Below are 25,021 nucleotides of genomic sequence, written 5' to 3' on the forward strand. Positions count from 1 at the left end.
TCAGCGTCCCCCCTTGGCGACGCGGGGGTTGAGCGCGTCGTTGAGGCCTTCACCGATCAGGTTCAGCGCCAGCACCGAAACAAGGATGGCGATGCCGGGGAATACCGTGATCCACCAGGCCTGGCGAATGACGGTGCGGCCCGCGCCGACCATGTAGCCCCACGACATCAGGTTGGGATCGCCGAGGCCCAGGAAGGAGAGCGAGGATTCCAGCAGGATCGCGGTCGCGACCATCAGCGAGGCCAGCACGATGACCGGCGACAGCGCGTTGGGCAGGATCTCGCGCCAGATGATCCACCAGTTGGTCTGGCCGGTCACGATGGCCGCCTGGACATATTCGCGCGTGCGCAGCGACAGCACTTCGCCGCGCACCAGCCGTGCCACCGGTGGCCAGCTCACGATCGCAATGGCGGCCACGATCGAACCGATGGAGGGTTGCATGATCGCGACGAGCACGATCGCCAGCGCAAAACTCGGGACGGTCTGGAAGAATTCAGTGAACCGCATTAGCGCATCGTCGATCTTGCCGCCGAAATATCCGGCCGCGGCGCCGAGCGGGATGCCGACCGCCAGCGAGGCCAGCGTCGAGATCAGGCCGACCAGCAGAGAAACCCGCGCGCCGTAGATGATGCCCGCCATCACGTCGCGGCCGAGCGCATCGGTGCCGAGCGGCAGGTTGGCCATCGTGAACGGCGGCAGGAACGGCCGCTGCACCATGCGCCAGGGCGAAGTCGGAAACAGCAGCGGACCAAACAGCGCAACCGCGATCGCAATCGTCAGGATCGCGACGCCGATCATGCCGCCGGGATTGCGCAACAGCATTCGCCAGACCTGTCTCATGAGGCGAACTCGATGCGGGGATCGACGGAGCGGTAGACGAGGTCCGTGATCAGGTTGAAGGCCAGTACCATCGCCGAGCAGACGACGAAGACGCCGAGCAGCAGATTGTAGTCGCGCTGCAGCAGGGCCTCGTACATCAGGCGGCCGATGCCGGGCCATGCGAACACGGTCTCGGTCAGAACAGCGCCGCCGACCAGCGTGCCGGCCTGCAGTCCGGCGAGCGTCACCACCGGCAGCAGGGCGTTGCGCAGCACGTGGCGGCGCTGGATCACAGAGTCGGATAAGCCCTTGGCGCGCGCGGTCTTGACGAAATCAAGTCTGCTGACCTCAAGCATCGAGGCGCGGGTCATGCGGGCATAGGTGGCCATGAAGAACAGGCCGATGGTCGTCGCCGGCAGGACCAGATGGGCGGCGACGTCGAGCACGTGCGCCAGCCCGGTATAGTTTGCGCCGACCGTCTCGTAGCCGAAGCTCGGCAGCCAATCCATCGTGACCGAAAACAGCAGGATCGCCATCAGCGCGACCCAGAACAGGGGCGTGGCATAGAAGACCAGCGCCAGCACCGTGATCGCGGTGTCGGCCCAGGTGCCGGCAAAGCGCGCCGCCAGCGCGCCGAACAGGATGCCGAACGCCAGCGAGATCGCAAACGCGGTCCCCGTCAGCAACAGCGTCGCCGGCAGCCGCTGCAGGATCAGGGTTGCGACCGGCATCTGCTGGCGAAACGAGAATCCGAGATCGAGGCTGAGAATGCCTTTGACGTAGAGAAACAGTTGCACCGGCAGCGGCTGGTCGAGACCGAACTTCTCGCGCAATTGCGCCAGGAAAACCTGATCGCCCGCGCCGGCTTCGCCCGCCATCACCAGCGCCGGGTCGCCCGGCGCCATCCGGATCAGGAAAAAGTTGAGAACGACGAGCGCAAGAAGGACGACGATGGCCTTCGCGATCCGCTGGGCGATGAAGGAAATCATGTTCTATCGATTGCGTTGGAGGCGCGGTATCCGGACGTCAGACCTGAGGCCTGACGCCCGACGTGGTCAGCGATTACTTCTCGATCCATGCGTCACGGAAACCGTCGTTCACGCCGATGCCGGTCGTGATCAGGTTCTTGACGCTGCAGCGGGTGATGGTCGGGAATTGCAGCTCGAGCATCCACGCGACCGGCACGTCCTCGACGAGGATCTTCTGGGCCCTGGCGTAGATCTCCGCGCGCGCCGCATCGGGGAAGGCGACCGCGCCATCGGCGAACAGCTTGTCGATCTCGGGATTCGAATAGCCTTCGGCATTGTTGAACGGCGAGCCCTTGGCGATCTGGCTGGAGATATAGTTGCGACCGACGCCGAGTGCGGGATCGCCGTACTGATAGAGATAGGTAAAGGCGATGTCGTAGTCCCACTCGCTGACTTTTTGGTTCCAGCCGGGGACGTCGGTCGCGACCATCTCGACGTTGATCCCGACGTCCTGCAGGTTCTGGCGAACCATTTCGGCCCAGCGCTGCCACGTCTCGCCATAGGGCAAGGGCAGCAAGCGAAGCTTCTCGCCGGTGTAGCCGGCTTCCTTGAGCAGCGCCTTTGCCTTGGCCGGATCGTAATCGTATTTCGGCACGGCGCTTGTGTAGTACTTGATCGCCGAACCCGACGGGCCGGTTGCGACCTTGCCGAGGCCGTTCCAGACCACGTCCTTGGCCATGTTGCGATCGATTGCAAACATCAGCGCCTGGCGGAACTTCTTGTTCGCGGTCGGTCCGGAGCGATTGTTGAGCCAGAGCCAGGAATGCGGGCTGAAGAACTCCCAGCCCGCACCGGTGACGCAGGTGTTCTTGAGCTTGCTCAGGCGCGGCACGTCGAAATTTTCCACCGAGCCGCCGGGCAGCACGTCGACCTTGCCGGTTTCGTAGGCCACCGAACGCGCGGCCGCGTCGGGAATCACGTGCCAATAGATCTCATCGATATTGGGTTTGCCCTTGACGTGGTAGTTCGGATTCTTGACCAGGCGGATGAACGAGCCCTTCTGCCATTCCTTGAACATGAAGGGGCCGGTACCAACAGGCGTGTTGTTGGCCGGGTTGGTTTTGAAATCGGTGCCTTCATAGATGTGCTTCGGAATCATCGGCAGCGAGCCGACCTCGAAGATGCCGATGAAGGGGCCGAACGGCTGCTTCAGCGTGAAGACGACCGTCGAGTCATCCGGCGCCTCGACCTTGTCGAGCTGCACCAGATTGCCGCGGGCGCGCGCGTGGGTCTGCTTGAGGAATTCGATCGAGAACAGGACGTCTGCTGCCGTGAACGGCTTGCCGTCATGCCAGGTCACGCCCTTCACCAGTTTGAACGTGTAGGTCTTGCCGTCCTCGCTGACCGTCCAGCTCTCGGCGAGGCCGGGCAGGGGATCCAGCTTGGAACTGTAGCGCAGCAGGCCTTCATAGATGTTGCCGGCCACCATCTGCGTCGGGCCGTTCTGGACCAGGCCGACCATGAGGCTCGGCGGCTCCGGTTGAATCACGGCATTGACAACGCCGCCTGCCTTCGGTCCCTCGGCCACTGCTGCGGTGCTCAGCATGCAAAGGGCGGCAAAGCTCATCAATAATTTTCGTTTGGACATTACTTTACCTCGTTCAAAAAAGCTGGCCGGTGCGCTACCGGGTTGAGCGTTGCGTTTGTCAGTTCGCAAAATCCGGATCGGTACGTTCAAGCATCCGCTTGAAGGCGGCCCATTCGCTGTCGGGCACGCCATTGGTTTCGATTGCGTCGTAGAAGCTGGCGTATTGGCCGGCCGTCTTGCGGGCCACTGCAGCCGACAGCTCGATGATCTCGGCGCCGGACGACTGCACGGCGAGCTGGGCGCGGCAGGAGCGTTCCAGATTGTGCATCAGCTTGAAGGCCTCGGCGACGGAGCGCCCGCAGGTCAGCATGCCGTGGTTGCGCAGCACCATCACGAACTTGTCGCCGAGATCGGCGACAAGGCGCGAACGCTCATCGAGATCGAGCGCGATGCCTTCGTAGTCGTGATAGGCGAGGCAGTCGGTAAATTGCAGCGACCATTGATTGAGCGGCAGCAGGCCCCGCTTCTGGCTGGCAACGGCGATGCCGGCCACTGTGTGCGTGTGCAGGACGCAGATCGCGTCATGCCGCGCGGCATGGATCGCGCTGTGAATCGTGAAGCCGGCCGGGTTGATGCCGAGGCCCATGGGGTCATCGATGACGTTGCCGTCGAGGTCGACCGTCACCAGGTTGGACGCCGTGACTTCCTCGAAGCGAAGGCCGTAGGGGTTGATGAGAAAGCGGTCTTGCCGGCCCGGAAGCCGGGCCGAGATGTGGGTGTAGATGCTGTCGTCGAGACCAAGCCGGTGGATCAGCCGGTAGGCCGCCGCGAGGTCGATCCGGATTTGGAGGGTTTGGTCTTCCACCGCCGCCGGCCATGCCTTTGCGGTGTTTTGCGCTGCACTTGTCATTTCTGCCTTCTGCCCACGTTCAACGTTTTCAGCTTGCGTGGGGTATGACATTAGGGCAAGACTAAACTGTCGACAATCGACGACTAAAAAATATACACAGACTGACGCGGGTTTAGCCAATGCGACCTATGTCTCTTCCTGTTGGATTACCGGCAGTTGCGGACAGCGATCTGGTCGGCCAGGTGGCTCGCATCCTGACCCAGGCCGTCGTTCAGGGCCGCCTGCCGCCCGGTTCAAAAGTGGTGGAAGCGGGCATTGCCCGCGAATTAGGCATCAGCCGCGCGCCGGTACGGGAAGCGGCGCGGCTATTGGAGAAGCAGGGGCTGCTGGTGGCGAAGCCGCGCCACGGCTTTTTCGTGCGCAAGCTCGAAATCAAAAACATCGACGAGATCTATGATCTGCGGCTTTGCATTGAGCGCCACGCCGGCGTGCTGGCGGCGCGGAATCTGACGAACGACGCGCGCGACGCCTTGCGGCGGCAACTCGATATTCTGCACAAGACCGCCGATCTCGACGACCCGGCACGCCAGGTGGAAGAGGATTATCGCTTTCACCGGCTGATCTTCGAAATCGCGGACAACAGTCGCCTGCTACGGCTGTTCGATGATCTCGCGGCGGAGCTGCGCATGGTGATCGGGCTGATCGGCCGCCTGTACGACGATCCGCATGAGATCGCGCGGACGCACGAGCCGCTGCTTGCGGCCATCGAAGCCGGACACCCCGAACGCATCACCGCGCATGTCGATCACCATATCGGTCACGCCTGGCGCGAGGTCGGCAAACTGGTGCGGGAGCTTACGCCGGCCGCCGGCAATGCTGCATCCCCGAGCGGGATTCTAATTCCAACCAACGGAGTAACCGTGTGAAGGCCGTCTATACCGAACTGCATCGCAGCCACGATCCGCAATTCTTCCTGGTGCGCGGCGTGGTCCAGCGCACCACCGAGCAGCCGGAGCGGGCCGATCGTTTGCTGGCCGGATTAAAAGCCGGCAAGCACGATTTGATCGCGCCGACTGTTTTCGGTCAGGGACCTCGAGCGCGAGTACATAGTCCCGAATATCTTCGTTTCCTCGAGGAAGCATGGGATGCTTGGAGCGCGCTCGGCGATTCAGGCCCTGAGATGATTGCCAATGTGCATCCGGTCCGCAATGCCGCCACTTACCCGACGCATATTGTCGGCCGCCTTGGCTGGCACGCGGCCGACACGGCGTGCCCGATCGGTCCCGGCACCTGGGCTGCGGCCTGTGCGGCGACCGATGTTGCCACCACGGCTGCCCAGTTCGTGATGGACGGTGAAGGCGCGGCCTACGCGCTCTGCCGGCCGCCCGGTCATCATGCCTACAGCGATCTCGCGGGCGGATTCTGCTTTCTTAACAACAGTGCAGTCGCGGCGGCTCAACTTAAACTGAAGCACGAGCGAGTCGCGATTCTCGATGTCGATGTGCATCATGGCAACGGCACGCAAGGCATCTTCTACGAACGCCCCGACGTGCTCACGGTTTCGATCCATGCCGATCCCGTCTTCTTCTATCCCTATGTGTGGGGATATGCGCATGAGCGCGGCGCCGGCCCCGGCCTCGGCGCCAATATGAACATTCCGCTGCCGAGGGGCACCGGGGACGACGACTACATAAAGGCGATGGGCGAGGCGGAAAAAACCATCCGCGCGTTTGCGCCCGGCGCCCTCGTGGTGGCGCTCGGTCTCGATGCCTCCGAGCACGATCCGCTCGCCGGCCTTGCGGTGACGACGGCCGGCTTCCGGCGCATCGGCGCCGCGATCGCCCGATTGGGCCTTCCGACTGTTTTCGTCCAGGAGGGCGGTTATCTCTCGGATATCCTCGGCGCCAATCTTACCGCGGCACTCGGCGGCTTCGAAGAGGCCCGTTAGCTCGACATTGGTCAAGGGCCAGACTACGCTGCCTGAGCACGACGCAAGAAAAGAGGTCGCAATGCTCTATGCCTTGCTGGCGCTCATGGCACCGCTCTGGGATCGGACAGCCGCGCAAGGCGAGGCAACTGATACATCGGCCGCGCGATTTCTTGTGGTCGTCGCCACGGCTCTTTTCGCGATCCTGGCGATTCTCGTTGTCGATCTGCACCGCGATGAACTGCACGCGCTTGGGCTTGTCAGCGGCGCCGAGCAGATCAGTGCGATCTTTATGAGCCCATGAGTCGCCGGGCCGCCTCTATTCGATGACGATGCGCGGCGGCGGCCGGTGCGCCGCGCCGGTGACGATCGTGGTCCAGATCTCGCGTGCCATGCCGATATAGTGCTTCGCATGGACGCCGTCGGGCTCAACGGCGACGATCGGACGGCCATCGTCGGAGGTCTGGCGGATCTGGATATCGAGCGGGATCTCGCCGAGATAGGGAATGCCGCGGTTTTCGGCTTCCGTCCGCGCGCCGCCGTGGCCGAAGATCGGTGTGACGTGGTTGCAGGTCGGGCAGCAGAAGCTCGACATGTTTTCGATCAGGCCCAGGATCGGAATGCTGACCTTCTGAAACATCGCGATGCCGCGCCGCGCGTCGATCAGGGCGATGTCCTGCGGCGTCGAGACGATGATCGCGCCGGCCAGCGGCGCCTGCTGCGCCATGGTGAGCTGCGCGTCGCCGGTGCCGGGCGGCAGGTCGACGACGAGAATATCGAGGTCATCCCATGCCACCTCGCGGAGCATCTGTGTGATCGCCGAGATCACCATCGGTCCGCGCCAGATCATGGCGTTGTCTTCCTCGACCAGAAAGCCGATCGACATCACCTTGACGCCAAAACGCTCCATCGGTTCCAGCATGCGCGGGCCGAGCTGCCGCGGTTTGCCGCGCAGTCCGAACAGTTTTTGTTGCGACGGGCCATAAATGTCGGCGTCGAGGATACCGGTCTTCAGTCCCAGCGCAGCAAAGCCGAGCGCGAGGTTGCAGGAGGTGGTGGATTTGCCGACGCCGCCCTTGCCGGAGGCGACCGCGATGACGTGCTTGACGCCGGGAATGCCGGCAGTTTTCGAGGTCGCGCGGGCCTTGAGATCTGGAGAAGTGGCGGACACGGGCTGCTCACGATCCAAGCGGATCGTCCTTCTTCACATTGCGTGCGCGCAGATAATCTTCCGTCGACATCACCGGCGGGCGTTGCGGCGCGGCATGCGGGTCGAAACTTTCGTTCACCACGGCTTCGACGCGGCAATCCGCGCACATCTTGATGACGTCGAGCCGCCTGGCATTGGCGCCCTGGAACATCCAGTGTTTTTCGCCGAGTTTTGCGAGCACGCGGTCGATCGAACTCTTGGTGCCGAACGGTTTGCCGCAGGCGATGCAGTTGAACGGTTCTTCTTCCTTCAGCACGCGCAGCGGCGCATTCCAGGCCTGGAAGTCGAGGCGCGGTTCGATGCTGATGACCTTCTCGGGGCAGGTGGATTCGCAGAGCCCGCATTGCACGCAGAGGCTTTCGGTGAACCGCAGCATCGCGCGGTCAGGGTTGTCGGATAGCGCGCCCGTCGGGCAGGCGGTGACGCAGGCATGGCACAGCGTGCAGCCGTCGACATCCAGCTTCACGGTGCCGAAGGGCGCGCCCGGCGCCAGCGGTACGACATCGACCGGCGTGGGCGCGGCGAGATGAAGCTCGCGAAACGTTGTTTCGAGCACGCCGCGTTTCGCGCCCCGCGGCATGAAGCCGGCCGGCTTTTGTGTGGCGACCCCGCGAGGGGCGGCATCCAGCATGGCGCGCAGTTGGTCCGGATCGTCGGTTTCGATGATCTGAATGATGTTGGTGCCGAAACCCAGCGCGCCAACGATTCGATCCGAAGTCTCGACCGCGCGGCGGAGTGCCGTGATGTCGTGCCGGGGTTTTGCACGCGTGAGCAGCGCGACGCCGCTGCCGCCATAGGCAAAGACGGACGCGAGGAGTTCCGGACCGACCTGGGTTACTTCGTTGACGCGCAGCGGCAGTACATTGGCCGGCAAGCCTTCGCCGAACCGCGCCAGGGCATCAATGATGTCCTCGCCGTGCTCGCCGTCGTGGAACAATACCACGGCGTCGCTTCCGCCAGCCTTGCGGTAAGTCTGCAGCAGCGTCCGCAGCCGGCGCATCAGGGCGTCCGCGCTTGGTAGCGCGTAGGAGGCCGCGCCGGTCGGGCATACGGATGCGCAAGAGCCGCAGCCTGCGCACACATTGGCATCGATCGCGACTGCGTTCCCGTTCGGCGTGATCGCGCCGGTCGGACACAGATCGAGACAGCGTGTGCATCCGGTGATGGACGAGCGCGAATGCGCGCACAGCGACGGCTCAAAATTGACAAAGCGCGGCTTGTCGAAGGTTCCGACCAGGCCGCCGGCATCCGCGATCGCGCGCGCGACGGCGGCTTTGTCGCGCGGATCGGCGCGCAGATAGCCGGGGCGCAGTTCATGCGCGGGAAACAGCGGTGTGCCGCCCGAGAGATCGAGGATGAGATCGCAGGTGGAAGTGGCGCCGTTGCGCGAAGGCCCGAATACGAGCTTTGCGCGCGAAGAGGGAGAGGGCAGCGCGTAATCGTCGATCGCAAGCTCGAAATGCCCGAGATGTCCGCTTGCATTGCGGATCGTGCCCTTGAGCACGGGAAATTCGTTCGTGCGGCGCGGGACGACGTCGCCGGGCCTGGTCAGAAGCACGGTGATGTCCAAGCGGTCGGCGAGACGCTGCGCCGCCTCGATGGCAATCTCGTCGCGGCCATAGATCAGTGCAACGCCGCTGCTCTCGAGCGTCACCAGCGAGATCGGCGGCATGTCTTCGCCCGCGGCAGCAATCAGTGCGGCTGCTTTCGGACCGGCTGCCGCGGCATCCTTCGACCAACCGCCGGTCTCGCGGATGTTGACGAAGGTAAGCTCGGCCTGCGGCGAGTTCTCCGCCACTTCCCGGAACAGCGGGGCTTCCTGGGTGCAGGCAACCGTGATCGGCGCGCCATCGGCGAGCGCTTCCTTGAAGCGGTCGAGGTCGAGGCCGCAGAGCTGGTTAGCCTGCGTGACCTTGGCCGTGCAGCCACGACCGATCGCTGCCGCATCGAGCGGCATGGTCTTCTCGCAACTGCAAATCAGGAGGCGAGACGCCGCCGCACTCATTTTGAAATACCTTGGACCCGGAGCATCAACGGGTTGTTGCTTCATCCTACGGTTCTGCGGTAACCGCTCGGACGGATATCTGCAAGATACAAAGGCCGCTCGCGTGGCCAACCTGCGCGTAATAGCATACACCCGCGGCTCGTGGAGCAATTAGGGATTAGCCGCTCGTGATCGTTCGTCCAACAGATATGGAACAGACGCTCGATTTGCCACCCGGTTATACTTTGGTCGCGTTGCGCGAGCTCGGCGACGCCTTCGCCCATGCTCGCGAGATCGCGGCCGAGGCGGGGGCTGGAACGCTGGTATGGGTGCGCCGCTACGATCTGGTCGAGTTCGCGGTGGTGCTCGAACCCGACGAACCGCTCCGCTCGGCGCGGCGGGCGTTCTTTGCCGGCATGAACGCGCTGGGGGACGCGATTGCCGCCCATTGTCCGCCGGAGCGGGAGGTTACGTTCGACTGGCCTGACGCCATCAGGTTCGACGCGGGGCTGCTCGGTGGCGCAAGGCTGGGCTGGCCGGCCGAATGCACCGAAGACGACATACCCGCATGGCTCGTTTTCGGCGTGATCCTGCGCGCGGCCGACATGGCGCATGTCCCGGAGGTGCAGGCGGCCTCGGGCGTGTCCTTGCTGAGCGAAGGTTTCGAGATGGTCGATACCGATGCGATCATCGAGAGCTTCAGCCGCCACCTGATGACCGCCTTCGACCGCTGGAAAGAGCGCGGCTTCGAGGCGATTGCGCGGGACTATCTGGAACGGCTTCCCAAGCGCAAGGCCGGCGAGCGCCGGGGCATCGACGTCAACGGCGATCTTCTGGTCAGCATGCCGGCCGGTAGCGGAACGCCGGAACGGAGCAGTCTTAAGGATGCGCTTGGACGCGCGGCTTGGTATGATCCGCAGGCGCGCGGTCCGAAATTCGGATGAGGCGGACATGTTGAAATTTCCGCGAACCATCAGGCTGGACCCATCGGATACGTTCGTCTTCGAGCGGGCAGCCGAACCCGGCGAATGGGCGGTTTCCGGCGCGTTCGTGTTCTGGAACCGGGATCCGACGACGCTCGGCCAGAAGCAGCGCGTGGCGCTGCGTTCGGGGTTTCTAGGGATCGACAGTCTCGGTTGGTCGACGCTTGCCATCGTCACCGAAGCCACCGAAGCGGAGCGGGAGGCGATGATCGAGCGGCTCGCAGGGCAGTTGATGGAGAAATTCGGGGCGCCAGACGTCGAGGCAGCGCGCCTTGCCGCCGAGGAGGAGATCGCGTTCGCAGGCTCGCTGTGCGAACATCCGCCGCAGACACTGCTCGCCGTGCAGCGCAGCGTCGAAAACGGCGAAATCCGCGAACGCTTTCGTACCCTCAAGCCGCGCCCGGTTGCCGCAGATGCCGACCGGTTGCACGCGCATGCCAGCGCCTTTACCTTTCATGAGGTCGAAGGCGATCTCGAACCTGCCGAAGAAGTTGATCTTCTCGGGCTGATCAGGACCGACGCCAGGACGACGGATCGCACATGAGAGAATTCTGGGTCGCCTCGGGCCATCACCTCACGCGCCGCGCCGATCACGGCGGGCTGGTGGCGACGCCTGAACTCATCATGGCCTATCTGGCGCGGCCCGAATTGATGCCGCCGGCGGATGCCTGCGAGGCCGAGCGCGATCTGCATGCGAGCCTGATGGCCGATCCGCTGCGCCCGGTGTCGGGCACGGACATCTCCCGGCTTGCCGATGCCGACGCGCGCGAAAACTGGTCCTTCATGATGAATTTCCGCGACCGGCTGATGGCGGCGCCGTCGCTGGAGGCGGTTTATGTCGCGCTGGCCCGAAAAGGGGCCGGCGACCTGCCGCCGATCTTTCTGTCGCAACTGTGCCACCTGATCCTGCGCAACGCACTCGAAGGCTGCGAGGATCCTTATATATTGCGCGCAGCGGAGCTGTTCTATCGCAGCCAACTGGCCGCCGTTCACGACGGCACGCTGCTGCTGGCCGATGCGGAGGTGATCGAGGCGGAGCAGCATGCCCAGCACGACCTGCATTCATCGCCGCTCACGGCCATGCTGCAACAGCCGAAGTCCTTTGGCGAGATGGACGTGATGGACGACGAAAACGCCTGGACCTACTGGTCGCGATCGGACGCGCACGCGATGGCCATGAATCTCGGCGGCAATGCCAAGGCGCGCGCCGGGCTGTGCCGGGTCATCGAGCGATGGATCGGCCACTTGCTCGGCATTACCGTCAGCGTCGAAACCATCGCCTCGATCGAGGATCGCGACTGGCGCTGGTTCGTCGGCCTCGACAGCGACGCGACGCGGATCGGCAATGCGCTGTGGCGCGGCGAGCGGCTGGAGGGCGGCGTTGCCGAGCGGATCGTGGCCTTGATGCGCCTGGGCTTCGAAGATGCGCGGCTGGTGGATGAGCGCGTTGGCGACAAGCCGGTCTATCTCATCCTCGCCATGGGCGCGGACAAGGTGGTGAGATTAAAGCCGCAAAATCTGGTTGCGGGGTTGCCGCTTGCGGCGGCCGCGAATGTCACATGATCCACCGAAGGGAGGATCGGGAATAGCAATGACTGAAGCATCCCGCGAGGTCGGCGTGGTGGTGCGACGCCGTTCGATCGACAATCCCTGGATCGACCAGTTGTGGTCGCCGGCGATGATTTTGGACGAGGTGCCGTCAACGGCGCCGTGGACTGCGCTATCCACCGAGGCCGATGCGACGACCTATTACGCGGGCTCGGCGAGCGTCGATCTGTTCAGCGCGGAAACGGCGAATTATCGCGATAACCTTGCCGATGGCGCGCCGCGCATCTGGGTGGCATTGCGCCGTCAGGACGGCGGCGCCGAGCTAGAGCTGACCAAAGTAACGGCCGACCCGACCGAAGGGGAGGCGATGTTCGAAAGCGGCTGCGACGTGATCGGTACCGTGCCGATGCCGCCCGAGATCGCGTCGTGGATTGCCGCCTTTGTCGATCGGTTCCATGTCGAGCGCGTGTTCCACAAGCGCAAGCGGGATCGCGCGAGCGGCGATCGGCCGCGCGTGCCGGGCGGCCGGCCGGATGAGGGAACGGGACGCACATGAGTGGTCCGGACGAAGCCGATCGTGACAAGGGCTTTCTGGCGCGATGGTCGCAGCGCAAGCAGGAGGCAAAACAGCCGGAGCCGCAGCCGGACGCGCCGGCTGCCGAAAGCGTCGAATCGTCAGGCTCGCCCGCACCGCAAGGCGAAGACGTCACGCCGGAATTCGATCTCTCAACCTTGCCAAAGCTCGAGGACCTGACTGCCAGCACCGACATGTCAGCATTTCTTCGCAAAGGCGTTCCCGAACATTTGCGGAATGCGGCTTTGCAAAAATCCTGGGCGCTGGATCCCGCGATTCGCAATTACGTCAATCCAGCACTCGAATACGCCTATGACTGGAATACCCCGGGCGGGGTGCCCGGCGGCGGCGAACTCGGCGCAGGTGTCGATGTGGCGCGGCTGGTGTCGCAGATCATGGGCGAATCCGCTGCCGAACCGATAAATTTTGACGTAAATTCCGGCGATGAGACGGCACGCTCGCCGGTAGAGCCGGCCGAACGCGATCTGTCGGCAAAAGCGCAGGAAGATCTTGCGGCGCAGCCTCTCGGACGGTCCGATGAGCCGGCGGCGGAAACGGAAGCCGTTTCAAAGGCCGAAGGCGGTACCGCGGAACCCACGCAGACCGACGGGTTCCAACCGGCAAAGCCTGCTGCACCGCAGCAGCCCGTGCGACGTCATGGCACCGCGAAACCGATTGTTTAGACAAAAGTATTTGCGGAAATAGGCAAAGCCTATGATACAGATTCCCAGCTTGGAATAATTCCAGTTCTAAGTTTGTACGCCCGAGGGACACGGGTGGGGCGCGAGTGGGCGGGGGAGAAATCGGTAGCACCATGCGTGACACCGGTCTGGAACTAGCAATCAGGGCAGCGGGTGGCGTTGCATCGCTGGCGCGAGGGATAGGCATTGCGCAGCCCTCCGTCTCGGCGTGGTCGCGCATTCCCGCCGAGCGGGTTCTCGCCGTCGAAGCGCTGACGCGGATCAATCGATTCGTTCTTCGTCCCGATCTCTATGGACAGTCCGAGGACCAGGTGACGTCGAAGCCCGAAATCGACGAGATCGATCAACTGCGCGCCGCGGAATACGGCCTGCTGTCGCTGCTGCTCGGCAAGGCGCCCGATGCCGAGACGCTCAAGCGCGTTGCAACGCTGAAGGGCGACGGTTCCGAACTCGGCATGGCGCATGTGGAACTCGCCGCCGCTGCTGCCGCGACAGACGACCGTGCCGTCAGCAAGGAGTTCTTCGATCTCTTCATCGGGCTCGGCCGCGGCGAACTGCTTCCCTATGCCTCCTACTATCTGACCGGCTTTCTTCACGAGCGTCCACTGGCGCGGGTGCGCGAGGATCTGCGCGAGCTCGGGATCGAGCGCGCGGGCACCTCGCGCGAGCCGGAAGATCACATCGCTATTTTGCTCGAAGTCATGGCCGGCCTCGCACGCGGCGACTTCGAGGCTGAGTTCGCCGAACAGGCGCGCTTTTTCGAACGGCATCTCAAGCCGTGGGCGGCGCGGATGTTCGCCGATCTGGAAATGTCGCAATCGGCGCGCTTCTACCGCGCCGTCGGCCGCGTCGGCCGTGTCTTCATGGAATTGGAATCGGAGGCCTTCACGCTGTCCGAGTGACGGCGATAGGCAACGCGAAAACGGGAGATCGCAATGAGCAAACCATCTGACAGCAAGGGCAAGTCTCGGGCCACCGGGGTGGATCGGCGCAGCCTGTTTCTGATGGGCGGTTCGGCGGTCGCAGCAGCAGCCATTGTGCCGTTGACTGGCGGCGAGGCTGTGGCGGACGAGTCGCAGGCCGAGCGCGTCAAGGCGCGCTACAAGGAAACCGATCACGTCAAGAATTTCTATCGCGTCAACCGCTATTGATGGGACCACGCACATGTTGATGAAGCGAAAAGACGGATCCGCGGGCAGGGCGCGTTTGCAGGGTATCGCCGCCGGCCTCGCGTCAGGCGTTCTCGACCGCCGTACGTTCCTGCGGCGGTCCGGTCTGGCGGCGGGTGCAGGTGCTGCGATCGGCCTGATGCCGCTCGGCTCAGTGCGCAAGGCGCAGGCCGGGCCTGAGAAGGTCGGCGCACCGACGGAAATCAGGAAGAATATCTGCACGCATTGTTCGGTCGGCTGCACCGTGATTGCCGAAGTGCAAAACGGCGTCTGGGTCGGCCAGGAGCCGGCCTGGGACAGCCCGATCAATCGCGGCTCGCATTGCGCCAAGGGCGCTGCGGTGCGTGAACTGGTCCATGGCGACCGCCGGCTGAAATATCCGATGAAGCTGGTCAATGGCGAGTGGCAGAAGATCTCGTGGGATCAGGCGATCAACGAGATCGGCGACAAGATGATGGAAATCCGCGCCAAGTCAGGCGCCGATTCCGTCTATCTGCTCGGCTCCGCGAAATTCTCCAACGAGGGCGGATATCTGTTCCGCAAGTTCGCGGCATTCTGGGGCACCAATTCGATCGATCACCAGGCCCGCATCTGCCATTCCACCACCGTCGCCGGCGTCGCCAATACCTGGGGCTACGGCGCGATGACGAATTCCTACAATGACATGCGCAACTCGAAGACCATCGTCTTCATGGGATCGAACGCCGCCGAGGCGCACCCGGTTTCGCTGCAGCACATCCTCTCCGGCAAGGAGCTCAATCGTGCCAACGTGTTCGTGCTGGACCCGCGCTTCACCCGCACCGCGGCGCATGCCACCGAATATGTGAGGTTCCGTGGCGGCACCGATATCGCCGTCATCTGGGGCATGCTGCACCACATCTTCAACAATGGCTGGGAAGACAAGGAATTCATTAAGCAACGCGTCTACGGCATGGACCAGATCCGCGCCGAAGTCGCGAAGTGGACCCCCGAAGAGGTCGAGCGTGTTACCGGAATTCCCGGCGAGCAGTTGAAGAAGGTCGCCGAGACTTTTGCCAAGCAGAAGCCAGCGGCCTTTGTCTGGTGCATGGGCGGCACCCAGCACACTGTCGGCACCGCAAACGTCCGCGCCTATTGCAACTTATTGCTGGCGACGGGCAACGTTGGCTCCTTCGGCAATGGCGCTAACATCTTCCGTGGCCATTGCAACGTGCAGGGCGCGACCGATATCGGCCTCGATATCGTGACGCTGCCGCTCTATTACGGCCTGGTCGAAGGCGCCTGGAAGCATTGGGCGCGCGTCTGGGAAGTCGAATACGATTATCTGCAGTCGCGCTTCGACGAAGTCCCGGCGAAGGCGGGCCGTCCGGCGCGCACCCGCAAGCAGAACATGGAACTGCCGGGCATCCCGTGGACCCGCTGGTTCGATGCGACGCTTGCCAACCCTGATGACGTCGACCAGCGCGATGCCGTCAAGGGCGTGGTCATCATGGGGCACGGCGGCAATACCGTGCCGCGCATGACGGAGATGGTGAAGGGCCTCGAAAAGCTCGAGCTGCTCGTGGTTGCCGATCCGCATCCGACCACGTTCGCCGCGATCTCGGACCGCAAGAACGGCACCTACCTGTTGCCCGCCTGCACCCAGTTCGAAACCTCCGGCTCGCGCACGGCCTCCAACCGCTCGCTGCAGTGGGGTGAGCAGATCGTCAAGCCGATCTTCGAATCGAAGGACGACTATGAGATCATCTACCGGCTGTCGACGAAGCTCGGCTTCGCCGACAGGATGTTCAAGAACATTAAGGTCGAAAACAACCGTCCGTCGCCGGAAGACTTGCTGCGGGAAATCAATCGCGGCGGCTTCTCGACCGGCTATTCCGGCCAGTCGCCGGAACGGCTGAAGGCGCACATGAAGAACCAGGGCAAGTTCGATCTGGTGACGCTACGCGCCAAGGCCGACGAGCCCGAGATCGGCGGCGACTATTATGGCCTGCCGTGGCCGTGCTGGGGCACGCCGCAGATCAAGCATCCGGGAACGCACACGCTCTACAACACCAACCTTCATGTGAAGGATGGCGGCGGCACGTTCCGCGCCCGCTTCGGCGTGGTCTACGAAGAGAAGCAGCCGGACGGTTCGGTGAAGAACGTCAATCTTTTGGCCGAAGGCTCCTACAGCAAGGGTTCGGAGCTGACCGACGGCTATCCTGAGTTCACCTACGGCGTGCTCAAGAAGCTCGGTTGGGACAAGGATCTCACCGCGGACGAACTGGCCACCATCAACAAGATCGGCGGCAACAATCCCGATGGCGTCGGTTGGGCCGTCGATCTGTCCGGCGGCATCATCCGCGTCACGCTGGAGCGTGGCGTGATGGCGTATGGCAACGGCAAGGCCCGCGCGGTCGCGTGGAATCTGCCTGATCCGGTGCCGGTGCATCGCGAGCCGATCTACACGGCGCGGCCCGATCTCGTCGCGAAGTATCCGACGCGTCCGGACGGGCGCCAGTTCCGCATGCCCAATCTCGGCTTCTCCGTTCAGAAGGCGGCGGTGGACAAGGGGCTGGCCAAGCAATTCCCGATCATCCTGACCTCGGGACGCCTCGTGGAATACGAAGGCGGCGGCGAGGAAACCCGATCGAACAAATGGCTTGCCGAATTGCAGCAGGACATGTTCGTCGAGGTCAACACATCGGATGCCGCCGAGCGCGGCATCAAGGACGGCGGCTGGGTCTGGGTGTTCGGTCCGGAAAACAGCTCGAAGGCCCGCGTCAAGGCGCTCGTCACCGACCGCGTCGGCAAGGGAGTGGCATTCATGCCGTTCCACTTCTCCGGCTGGTTCCAGGGCGTCGACCAGCGCGGCAAGTATCCGAAGGGATCAGACCCGATCGTGCTGGGCGAAAGCGTCAACACGATCACGTCCTACGGCTACGACCCGGTCACCGGCATGCACGAGGGCAAGGTGACCCTGTGCCAGATCCAATCGGCGTGAGAGGAGAATAGACATGGCTCGCGTCAAATTTCTTTGTGATGCTGACCGTTGCATTGAGTGCAACGCCTGCGTGACCGCCTGCAAGAACGAACATGAAGTGCCGTGGGGCATCAATCGCCGCCGCGTCGTCACCATCAATGACGGCAAGCCCGGCGAACGCTCGGTCTCGATGGCCTGCATGCACTGCACCGATGCGCCGTGCGCCGCGGTCTGCCCGGTGTCGTGCTTCTACACCACCGCCGACGGCGTGGTGCTGCACTCCAAGGATCTCTGCATCGGCTGCGGTTACTGCTTCTACGCCTGTCCGTTCGGCGCGCCGCAATATCCGAAAGTCGGCAACTTCGGATCGCGCGGCAAGATGGACAAGTGCACCTATTGCGCGGGCGGGCCGGAAGCCGACTCCACGCCGGCCGAATACGCCAAATACGGCGCCAATCGTCTGGCCGAAGGCAAGCTGCCGATCTGCGCCGAGATGTGCTCGACCAAGTCGCTGCTCGCCGGCGACGGCGCGATCATTGCCGAGATCTACAAGGAGCGGGTGATGAAGCGCGGTTACGGTTCCGGCATGTGGGGCTGGAAGACCGCCTACAGCGATTCACCGACCGGCTGATAGAACGGCTGTCGCGCTCCGGCGCGGCGGCATCAGCGTAATTCCGATAACCGAAAGGGCGTTGTGCAAATGCCAGGCTCACTTTCAATTCTAAAACTCGCCGGCTTCAGGCCTTTGTTCGCCGCGTTCGCGCTGCTGTTCGTCCTTACCTATCCCGCCGCCGCGCAGCTTTCCTTCAGGCCGACGGCCGAAGCCGTCCAGGAAGACCAACTCCTGAATGAGCTGCAGAGGGGCGACAAGATCACCGGCCGGATCACCATTCCGGATGCGAGGGCTGCCAGCCTTATTCAGCCCGCCGGGCGCGACTGGCGCGATTTCCAGCGCAGCAGGTTGCCGATCATTGGCGGCGTCGCCATCATCGGGATGGTAGCCCTGCTGGCGATTTTCCTGATGGTGCGCGGGCGAATCCGCGTCGAGCATGGTTTCTCCGGGGCGAAGATACTGCGCTTCGCCGGCCTCGAGCGCTTCGTCCACTGGCTGACGGCAAGCTGCTTCATTGTGCTGGCGCTATCGGGCCTGAACATCAGCTTCGGCCGCATGCTCATTCTGCCGTTGTTCGGTCCCGAAGTCTTCGCCACCATGTCGACTTACGCAAAATTCGCCCATAACTATCTCGCGTTCCCGTTCATGCTCGGCCTCGTCATCATGTTCCTGATCTGGATCAAGGATAACATTCCAGGCAAGCTCGATCTGGAATGGTTCAAGCAGGGTGGCGGCATCCTGTCGGCCGGCAAGCATCCGCCGGCGAAGCGCTTTAACGCCGGGCAGAAGGGTATTTTCTGGATCGTGATCATCGGCGGCGCGCTGATGTCGGTATCCGGCTGGTTCCTGATATTCCCCTACCTTGCGGCCACTGTGACGGCGCTTCAGTTCTGGACCGTGATCCACGCCGTGATCGCCATGCTCTTCATTGCTGTCATGCTGGCGCATATCTATATCGGCTCCATCGGAATGGAGGGGGCTTTCGACGCCATGGGGACTGGCGAGGTCGATCTCAACTGGGCCAAGGAGCATCACTCGCTCTGGGTCGAGGAAGAACAGAAAAAGGCTGGCGCGCCGTCCGACCGCACGCCGCATGCAGTGCCGGCCGAATAGTCCGGCTCAAGTCAAATGTGAGGAAGTGCCATGAAGGTGTTTATTGCGGCTGTGGCTTTTGCTGTGGTTGCCGCCGTCGGCGTCGCGATGGTGCTTAACTCCATCCAGGAGCCAAGCTCCGTCGCCTTTACGACGAGCGGCGCCAGGGTAAGCGATCCCGGCCACAATTTGGTCGGTTCGAGCTGACGCCGGCGGTGCGCGCGCCTGACGTCACGCTGGCGTGGCCGGTCGAAATTCGCCTGCCGAAGGATCGCCGGACGTTGAGCGTTGCTTTTGACGACGGCCGTACCTTCGATCTCCCCGCCGAGTTGCTCCGGGTAACCAGCCCGTCCGCCGAAGTGCAGGGGCATTCCGAAGCCGAGCGCAAGACGGTCGGCGGCAAACGTAATGTGACCATTCTTTCCGTCGATCCTGTCGGCAATTATGCCATCAGAATCGGGTTCGACGACATGCACTCGACCGGTATCTACTCCTGGGCGTTCCTGCGCGACCTCGGCGTGAATGCCGAACGGCGCTTTCAGGACTACCTCGACGACCTCCAGGCCAAGGGGCTCGACCGCGACAGGCCAGGCGTGCGTTGAGGGCCGACGGGAATGGTACGCAGGGTCTTGGCACAAACTCCACGTCGCAATAGAGGCAGATCGGCGCTCCTGGCCGTGTTGATCGCTCTGCCGATCGGAGCCACCTCAGCCTTCGCGCAACTGCGCGGGCATGGCGGGCCGGTGCGGGCGCTGGCGATATCGGCCGACGGGCAAGTCGCGATCTCCGGCAGCTTCGATGCGACGGCCATCCGCTGGTCGCTGACGCGCAATGCGGCCGAGCAGGTGCTTCGGTTCCATTCCGACGCCGTCAATGCAGTCGCGCTGCTCGGCGAGGGGCGCGCGGCGACCGCCGGCGCCGATGGCCGCATCGCAATCTGGACTTTGGGCAAGACCGAGCCCGACATCGTGCTGGAAGGCCACACGGCGCCGATCGTCGCGCTGGCGGCATCGCCCGATGGCGCTACGCTCGCGTCCGCCTCATGGGACCACACGGTGCGACTCTGGCCGCTCGCAGGCGGCGCGCCGCGCGTGCTCGATGAGCACACGCAGAACGTCAACGGCGTGGCGTTTACCGCCGATGGCCGCGCCCTGGTCAGCGTCAGCTACGACCTCAGCGTTCGCATCTGGCCGCTGTCGGGAGCGCAAACGCCGACGGTCGTTCCGATGCCGACCCCGCTCAACGCCGTAGCCACCGGCACCGATGGTGAAATCGCGGTCGGCGGCGCGGACGGCAAGGTCTACTTCCTGACCGCTGGCGGGGCGCGTGCCGGCGAGGTTGCGGCAGGGCCAAGGCCGGTGATCTCGATTGCGATCTCGCCTGACGGTGCGCTGGTTGCCGCGGCGGGCATCGGTGGATCGGTGGGCGTAATCGATCGCAAGACGCGCACGCTGGCGCGCACTCTGGTCGGTCCGGGCCTGCCGGTCTGGTCAGTGGCATTCCTGCCCGACAGCCGCGCGTTGCTCACGGGCGGCGCGGACAATATCATCCGGCGCTGGAACGCGGCGACGGGTGAGCCGATCGATCCGATTCTGCTGGAGACGGCGGGAGATCCGCTCGCCGCCTATGCCGGCGATCGCGGCGCGGAAATCTTTCGTGCCTGTGTCGCCTGCCATACGCTTGGCTCGGACCAAGCCAACAGGGCAGGCCCGACGCTCGCCGGCATCTTCGGCCGGCGCATCGCCACGGCACCGGGCTACAATTTTTCCGAAGCGCTCAAGCACCTCGATATCGTCTGGACACCGGAGACGGTTTCCAAACTGTTCGAGATCGGGCCGCAGGCCTACACGCCCGGCACCAAGATGCCGGAGCAGCGCATCGGTTCGGAGCAGGACCGCGCCGCGCTCGTGCAATTTCTCGAGCGGGCTACCAAGCGATAGGGCCGATCCTCGGCGGCGACTATCCCGGCTTCGTCAATGCTTCGCTGGAGCCGAAAAGACCAGCGACATATCTTCGAAGTCCTCGATCGGAAGTCTGGTTACGCCCGCGGCGGCCGGAGATTTCTTCGACAACGCCACGCCTGTGGTCACGGTGGGGCGCTCGGCGGAAATGATTGAATGCGAACGAAATGTGGTGGCGACAGCGAGCAGGGCGACTGCCACGAATCCGGAAATCAACAGACGCTTCATGGAAAACTCCGTTGGTTCGATATGCAGTGTGGCTTGCACCATCCGCATTACGGCCAACGGCCACGCGCGAATGTGGCCTGCGTCACCTATCACGATCTTGTTTTCGGCAATGTGAGCCGGTTCCACACGAACGCATAAGGGGCGGCGCCACCACTATAAGTTGAATTGAATCTCTACGCGTTCACTGCGTGCCGCCACTTGATACGTCTGCGTTGTCCGCGCGAATTGCGCGTGAAATTGATTCTGCCTACGGGGTGGGATGGCGGCCAGTCCGTGGATTGAGCGGACCCGTCGGCCGGCGCCTCAGCGCTTCCGGCAGAAACTCCTCGTCCGACGCGGGAAGGGCGCTGGAGCGGACGTCTGCCGCGGACTGGGCGCGTTCGTGGGGCGTCTGGTTGTCGTTGAATCTTCGCTTCACGTCGACGCCATCAACGGGATCGTTGACGCCGTGCTGAATGTCCCTGAAATCGCCCATGAAAATTTTCTCCGACGTTCATTGATCGGCACGCTCGAAAAACGCGAGTTGGCGACCAGGGTTCCCTCTCGGTTCGGCCAGCAGAGCAGCTAAATTGAAGCATCGAGTGGAACCGCAGGTGCCATGCCCGATTGATTCCAGACGAAGATAGCTACCGCATCCTTGAGCCATTTGCGGATGTGGAGGCAATCGCCGACTGTGCAAGCGGATGGCCACGACGAAATGAAACCGTAGTCAGGCACACTAGATGAGTATGGGAGAATGCGATGGGACTCGAAGCCCTGTATTTCCTCGGAGCGCTGGTACTTCTTATCGCGCTCATCTATGGCACCCTGAGCTATCATTATCGCAACAGGGCTGCGACGCGGGCCGGAGGTGAAATCGTTCGTGAACGGTATAGACAGAATCAGGGCTGAGGCGCCGAAAATCCGATACCCTGTTCGACGATTAGTGCACCCGGTAGCTCCGTGAATCGGGTGCAAGAACAAATTCAACCCTGAAACCGAATTCCTGAAAGGCAATCCTGAAACCGCAACGGCGATGCAAGCCGCGTTCGACGAAATCTGCGAGCGCATCGCGCCGAGCCGATTTCAGCACGCAGGTTTGTAGCCCCGCGGCGCGCGTATTGCGTATCACGGCACGCTTTGGGAATCCTTGGCGCCGAGCGCGGTCTTGTTGCCGGCGTCGCGACCGGGGACGCTGACATGGACCTCGTGGCCCTGGCGGATCGCCAGCGACGCAGCCGCGACGGCCGCTTCGAACGCCGCTTCCTTTGTGTCGTAGTTGTGCGGCGCAGTCCCGTCGTGGAGAACCGTCCAGCCTTCCGGCTTGGAAACGATCATGTATTCGGCCAATCCCATCGTTGCCTCCTTGCTATCGGGGGAGAGCAACGTTGAAACACGTTTCCCGGTTCCGATGGTTCACCCGGCGGCGGACGCTTGCGTGCGGCTACGCGCGCGGCTGTGCCCGCAACAATCCTGTTCGAAGGATTGGATCAGGTTTTCGGTGGACGTCCACGTTTGGCGAAGAGCAATCCCTGCATGTCAGCGGCGTTCTGAAGAATACCCGCGCGCTTCAGCGCTTCGCTTCGCGCACGACCGTGAGGCATGGCCCGCGCTTGCTCCAGCGCCGCCAGCGCCTCGATTTGCAGATCCTGCTTGGACCGAATCTCGGATTTCTTCTTGTCCATTCGAAAACACTAGGAGCGGGAACATCAGCCGTCTGTTCGGTGCCGGACGTTGGAACCAAAGTTAAGTGGATATCCAATCCTGGATGGCAGCCTGGTCCAGTCGAGGGGTCGATTCGGCAGGAACCAAATCGCGGGCTCATCGCTTCCAATTCTGGAGGTGCCCCATGAGCAAGGAAAAGCCCACCGATGACCCGCGTGACCGGACGGACTGGGGATCGCACAAGCAGACCGACAAGCCGTGGAAAGGCAATCCGGAGAAGGAGCAACGGCCGGGACCGTCAAAGCCCGATCTGGAAAAGTGGCATGAGACCAACACCCATTAGCCGCGGCGCGATGGATGGAGATATCGCGGATGCTTGAAGAGAAACTGAAGGAGGCGATCGTCGCAGAGCTGAAAAGGCAGGCGGCGAATGATCCGCAGTCGCTTAGTATCGACGACTCCGAAGACCTCATCGTCAAGGGCAAGATCGATTTGGACGATCTGACGATGGTGATCGCAGGCGCCGTTGCAGGAGGACCGTGAAGTTTTCCACGGGGTGTGCCTTCGGCCAACAGGCCGAATCAGGAACAGAGATTGCCGCCGGACGTTCTCCCAAAAATGGTTGGACGTAGACATGACGGAACCGCTACCGCTGCTGATAGAGAGTTCGATTGAGATCGCCTGGGACTATCTCGCGCGTACGGGGGAGTTGGGCGATGCGATGGTGGCCGGCCGTTTCCTCAGCGACACGATAGAGTTGATGGTGCGCCGCGGCGAGCGGCGGCGGTTGATGCTGGCCAACAAGGCAATCTCGGCCTATCAGCAATTCAGGCGGCAGCAGTCCCATCAGCCGGTGCTCGCCTCGGCGTGATGGCCGTTCAGCTGTTTGCGTCGGAACCCTTTGCGTGAACGCTGGTTGAAGAATCGCTTCAATCAAAGGAGTTCCCCTATGAAGAAAACTATCCTGGCTTGCGCATGCGCTCTGTTACTGTCGACTGGGAGCGTGTTCGCACAAGCTCAGCCGGCCCCTGGTGCGTCAAGCGATCAAAAGGTCGGCCAAGGCCAAGGCGCGACCAAGAGCACGACCAAGCACACGAACATGAAAAAGGGAACGACGACGGGGACGGCTACCGGCAAAATGAAGTCCAGTAGCAGTCCTTCCAGCATGGGTAATGTCGGACCCGGTACCAACAACAATGCTGGACCGCAACCGGGCGGTCGTTAAGCGCTTAGCGAATGCCGTTTGCTTGCGGGAGCAACGGCATTCGCCTGTTACGCGCAGCGACGCGGCAGTGCCGTCTCGATGTGAGGTGCCGGCCAGCTAGCTTCGATGCGTCAGGCCTTGGTGTTGCTCCGCGGCTTTCCGCCAAAGTTTCTTCGATCATATGCTGGCGCCCGGACGCGTCGCAGAGACGCTTGAGTTCCTTCCTCTGCTCTTCCGTCATCGGATCGGTATGCGCGTTCAGGACCATAGTGACCTCCGTCGTTCGAACCAACGCGGATGAGGAGGGCGCGTTCCGGTTTATGGATGGCGGCGCTGGTCCTTGCCATGAGCAACAAAATGACAGGGACCAAAGTCTGACCAGCGACGTTTAAAGTCCATGAAGACGAGTGGCGAGACCGTGCACATATGCGACGTCGAGATCATTGCCCACAACAAGGGCAAGCTGGTCAGCGTAAGCTACGAACAGCACAGGCGCGACGGCGAGCAGCAACGTCGCAAGCGCGAGATTTACGACAACGGCAACTCGGCCGTCGTTCTTCCCTATGATTCCGAACGCAGAACCGTGCTGCTCACCAGGCAATTGCGCTTGCCGGTATTTTTGCAGGATGGCATCGAGCGAACCGTGGAGGCGTGCGCCGGCAAGCTCGACGGCGAAGAAGCCGAGCAGCGCATTGTGAAGGAGATGCAGGAGGAGCTTGGTTACCGCATCACGAATGTGCAGCGATTGTTCGAGCTCTATGTGAGTCCCGCCGCCATCATGGAAAAGATTTCCTTCTTTACGTGCGCCTATTCGCCGGCCGACAGGGTTTCCGGTGGTGGCGGGCTGAAGGAGGAGGGGGAAGATATCGACGTGGTCGAGACCACGTTGGAGGAAGCTGCCGCGATGATCGCGAACGGCGAAATTGTTGACGCAAAGACGGTGGTTCTCATTCAGTATTTGAGCAGTCGCATGCAGGCTGCGGCTCGTGGCTAACCCCAACCAGCACCGGCTGTGCT

At 62.9% G+C, this 25,021-nt stretch carries 31 protein-coding genes; 21 read left to right on the plus strand and 10 right to left on the minus strand.

Features of this window, described 5'->3' with window-relative positions:
• From V1294_RS16730 to V1294_RS16745, 4 genes are all read right to left on the minus strand, one after another.
• A complete protein-coding gene (locus tag V1294_RS16730) occupies positions 1-840 on the minus strand; it encodes an ABC transporter permease (protein ID WP_334498689.1) in 840 nt (279 codons plus the stop codon).
• Positions 837-1,808: an ABC transporter permease gene (locus V1294_RS16735; protein ID WP_334498691.1), complete on the minus strand. Its 972-nt coding sequence runs from the start codon at positions 1,806-1,808 to the stop codon at positions 837-839. The genes V1294_RS16730 and V1294_RS16735 overlap by 4 nt, the downstream gene beginning before the upstream one ends.
• Positions 1,809-1,881: 73 nt before the next feature.
• Positions 1,882-3,435, minus strand: a complete 1,554-nt coding sequence (locus V1294_RS16740) for an ABC transporter substrate-binding protein (protein ID WP_334498692.1) — start codon at positions 3,433-3,435, stop codon at positions 1,882-1,884.
• A 58-nt stretch (positions 3,436-3,493) separates the two neighbouring features.
• Positions 3,494-4,285, minus strand: a complete 792-nt coding sequence (locus tag V1294_RS16745; RefSeq protein WP_108512952.1) for a class II aldolase/adducin family protein — start codon at positions 4,283-4,285, stop codon at positions 3,494-3,496.
• Positions 4,286-4,404: 119 nt separating this feature from the next.
• Here V1294_RS16745 and V1294_RS16750 point away from each other — a divergent pair, with 119 nt between their 5' ends.
• The 3 genes from V1294_RS16750 to V1294_RS16760 all read left to right on the plus strand — a co-directional run bounded on the left by V1294_RS16750 (position 4,405) and on the right by V1294_RS16760 (position 6,456).
• Positions 4,405-5,151, plus strand: a complete 747-nt coding sequence (locus V1294_RS16750) for a GntR family transcriptional regulator (RefSeq protein ID WP_334498693.1) — start codon at positions 4,405-4,407, stop codon at positions 5,149-5,151.
• A complete protein-coding gene (locus V1294_RS16755) occupies positions 5,148-6,173 on the plus strand; it encodes a histone deacetylase family protein (protein ID WP_334498696.1) in 1,026 nt (341 codons plus the stop codon). Before V1294_RS16750 ends, V1294_RS16755 begins: the two co-directional genes overlap by 4 nt.
• A gap of 61 nt (positions 6,174-6,234) precedes the next feature.
• Entirely contained in the window at positions 6,235-6,456 is a 222-nt protein-coding gene (locus tag V1294_RS16760) for a hypothetical protein (RefSeq protein WP_334498698.1), read from the plus strand.
• Positions 6,457-6,471: 15 nt separating this feature from the next.
• Here V1294_RS16760 and V1294_RS16765 read toward each other — a convergent pair whose 3' ends face one another.
• Both V1294_RS16765 and V1294_RS16770 read right to left on the minus strand, forming a co-directional pair.
• A complete protein-coding gene (locus V1294_RS16765; protein WP_442895345.1) occupies positions 6,472-7,323 on the minus strand; it encodes an Mrp/NBP35 family ATP-binding protein in 852 nt (283 codons plus the stop codon).
• A 7-nt stretch (positions 7,324-7,330) separates the two neighbouring features.
• Positions 7,331-9,367 carry a 4Fe-4S binding protein gene (locus V1294_RS16770; protein WP_334498700.1) on the minus strand — a complete coding sequence of 679 codons (2,037 nt, stop codon included), beginning with the start codon at positions 9,365-9,367 and terminating at the stop codon, positions 7,331-7,333.
• Positions 9,368-9,555: 188 nt separating this feature from the next.
• Between V1294_RS16770 and V1294_RS16775 the strand changes: the two genes are divergently transcribed.
• From V1294_RS16775 to V1294_RS16835, 13 genes are all read left to right on the plus strand, one after another.
• Complete coding sequence (locus V1294_RS16775; RefSeq protein ID WP_442895450.1) at positions 9,556-10,290, plus strand: biotin/lipoate--protein ligase family protein; 735 nt, start codon at positions 9,556-9,558, stop codon at positions 10,288-10,290.
• 7 nt (positions 10,291-10,297) lie between these two features.
• Positions 10,298-10,873, plus strand: coding sequence for a DUF6505 family protein (locus V1294_RS16780; RefSeq protein WP_334498705.1), 576 nt, complete (start codon positions 10,298-10,300; stop codon positions 10,871-10,873).
• Positions 10,870-11,892 (plus strand): DUF6352 family protein, encoded by a 1,023-nt coding sequence (locus V1294_RS16785; RefSeq protein ID WP_334498707.1) that lies wholly within the window; start codon positions 10,870-10,872, stop codon positions 11,890-11,892. Before V1294_RS16780 ends, V1294_RS16785 begins: the two co-directional genes overlap by 4 nt.
• 28 nt (positions 11,893-11,920) lie before the next feature.
• Positions 11,921-12,433 carry a DUF3305 domain-containing protein gene (locus V1294_RS16790; RefSeq protein ID WP_334498709.1) on the plus strand — a complete coding sequence of 171 codons (513 nt, stop codon included), beginning with the start codon at positions 11,921-11,923 and terminating at the stop codon, positions 12,431-12,433.
• Positions 12,430-13,134, plus strand: coding sequence for a DUF3306 domain-containing protein (locus V1294_RS16795; protein WP_334498711.1), 705 nt, complete (start codon positions 12,430-12,432; stop codon positions 13,132-13,134). The genes V1294_RS16790 and V1294_RS16795 overlap by 4 nt, the downstream gene beginning before the upstream one ends.
• Positions 13,135-13,265: 131 nt before the next feature.
• Positions 13,266-14,054 carry a molecular chaperone TorD family protein gene (locus V1294_RS16800; RefSeq protein ID WP_334498712.1) on the plus strand — a complete coding sequence of 263 codons (789 nt, stop codon included), beginning with the start codon at positions 13,266-13,268 and terminating at the stop codon, positions 14,052-14,054.
• Positions 14,055-14,087: 33 nt separating this feature from the next.
• Positions 14,088-14,303, plus strand: coding sequence for a hypothetical protein (locus V1294_RS16805; RefSeq protein ID WP_334498714.1), 216 nt, complete (start codon positions 14,088-14,090; stop codon positions 14,301-14,303).
• A gap of 13 nt (positions 14,304-14,316) precedes the next feature.
• The gene (locus V1294_RS16810; RefSeq protein ID WP_334498716.1) at positions 14,317-17,283 is read left to right on the plus strand and encodes a formate dehydrogenase subunit alpha; all 2,967 of its coding nucleotides are present in this window, start codon (positions 14,317-14,319) and stop codon (positions 17,281-17,283) included.
• 13 nt (positions 17,284-17,296) lie between these two features.
• The gene (fdh3B, locus tag V1294_RS16815; protein ID WP_028348819.1) at positions 17,297-17,893 is read left to right on the plus strand and encodes a formate dehydrogenase FDH3 subunit beta; all 597 of its coding nucleotides are present in this window, start codon (positions 17,297-17,299) and stop codon (positions 17,891-17,893) included.
• A 69-nt stretch (positions 17,894-17,962) separates the two neighbouring features.
• Positions 17,963-18,988 (plus strand): formate dehydrogenase subunit gamma, encoded by a 1,026-nt coding sequence (locus tag V1294_RS16820; protein WP_334498719.1) that lies wholly within the window; start codon positions 17,963-17,965, stop codon positions 18,986-18,988.
• Positions 18,989-19,018: 30 nt separating this feature from the next.
• Positions 19,019-19,174: a hypothetical protein gene (locus V1294_RS16825; RefSeq protein WP_334481985.1), complete on the plus strand. Its 156-nt coding sequence runs from the start codon at positions 19,019-19,021 to the stop codon at positions 19,172-19,174.
• An 8-nt stretch (positions 19,175-19,182) separates the two neighbouring features.
• Entirely contained in the window at positions 19,183-19,569 is a 387-nt protein-coding gene (locus V1294_RS16830; RefSeq protein ID WP_334481984.1) for a DUF971 domain-containing protein, read from the plus strand.
• Between the two features lie 12 nt (positions 19,570-19,581).
• Entirely contained in the window at positions 19,582-20,907 is a 1,326-nt protein-coding gene (locus V1294_RS16835; protein WP_442895346.1) for a c-type cytochrome, read from the plus strand.
• A gap of 33 nt (positions 20,908-20,940) precedes the next feature.
• Here the strand turns inward: V1294_RS16835 and V1294_RS16840 are convergent, their stop codons facing one another.
• Together V1294_RS16840 and V1294_RS16845 are read right to left on the minus strand one after the other, a co-directional pair.
• Positions 20,941-21,156: a hypothetical protein gene (locus V1294_RS16840; RefSeq protein WP_334481980.1), complete on the minus strand. Its 216-nt coding sequence runs from the start codon at positions 21,154-21,156 to the stop codon at positions 20,941-20,943.
• A gap of 247 nt (positions 21,157-21,403) precedes the next feature.
• The gene (locus V1294_RS16845) at positions 21,404-21,631 is read right to left on the minus strand and encodes a hypothetical protein (RefSeq protein ID WP_334481979.1); all 228 of its coding nucleotides are present in this window, start codon (positions 21,629-21,631) and stop codon (positions 21,404-21,406) included.
• Positions 21,632-21,897: 266 nt separating this feature from the next.
• On the opposite strand from V1294_RS16845, the gene V1294_RS16850 reads away from it, so the two are divergent.
• Positions 21,898-22,047, plus strand: a complete 150-nt coding sequence (locus V1294_RS16850; protein WP_334498724.1) for a hypothetical protein — start codon at positions 21,898-21,900, stop codon at positions 22,045-22,047.
• 216 nt (positions 22,048-22,263) lie between these two features.
• On the opposite strand, the gene V1294_RS16855 is transcribed toward V1294_RS16850, so the two are convergent.
• A complete protein-coding gene (locus V1294_RS16855; RefSeq protein ID WP_334481976.1) occupies positions 22,264-22,491 on the minus strand; it encodes a hypothetical protein in 228 nt (75 codons plus the stop codon).
• Positions 22,492-22,625: 134 nt separating this feature from the next.
• Positions 22,626-22,820 carry a hypothetical protein gene (locus V1294_RS16860; protein ID WP_334481974.1) on the minus strand — a complete coding sequence of 65 codons (195 nt, stop codon included), beginning with the start codon at positions 22,818-22,820 and terminating at the stop codon, positions 22,626-22,628.
• A 164-nt stretch (positions 22,821-22,984) separates the two neighbouring features.
• Between V1294_RS16860 and V1294_RS16865 the strand changes: the two genes are divergently transcribed.
• From V1294_RS16865 to V1294_RS16880, 4 genes are all read left to right on the plus strand, one after another.
• Positions 22,985-23,143 carry a hypothetical protein gene (locus V1294_RS16865; RefSeq protein ID WP_190241665.1) on the plus strand — a complete coding sequence of 53 codons (159 nt, stop codon included), beginning with the start codon at positions 22,985-22,987 and terminating at the stop codon, positions 23,141-23,143.
• Positions 23,144-23,172: 29 nt separating this feature from the next.
• A complete protein-coding gene (locus tag V1294_RS16870; protein WP_334481973.1) occupies positions 23,173-23,343 on the plus strand; it encodes a hypothetical protein in 171 nt (56 codons plus the stop codon).
• Positions 23,344-23,434: 91 nt separating this feature from the next.
• A complete protein-coding gene (locus V1294_RS16875) occupies positions 23,435-23,671 on the plus strand; it encodes a hypothetical protein (RefSeq protein ID WP_334498727.1) in 237 nt (78 codons plus the stop codon).
• Positions 23,672-24,401: 730 nt separating this feature from the next.
• On the plus strand, positions 24,402-24,998 hold the full coding sequence (locus tag V1294_RS16880; protein WP_334498728.1) for an NUDIX domain-containing protein: 597 nt from the start codon (positions 24,402-24,404) through the stop codon (positions 24,996-24,998).
• Positions 24,999-25,021 lie beyond the last annotated feature (23 nt).

This window comes from Bradyrhizobium sp. AZCC 1678 (assembly GCF_036924765.1).
GTDB lineage: Bacteria > Pseudomonadota > Alphaproteobacteria > Rhizobiales > Xanthobacteraceae > Bradyrhizobium > Bradyrhizobium algeriense.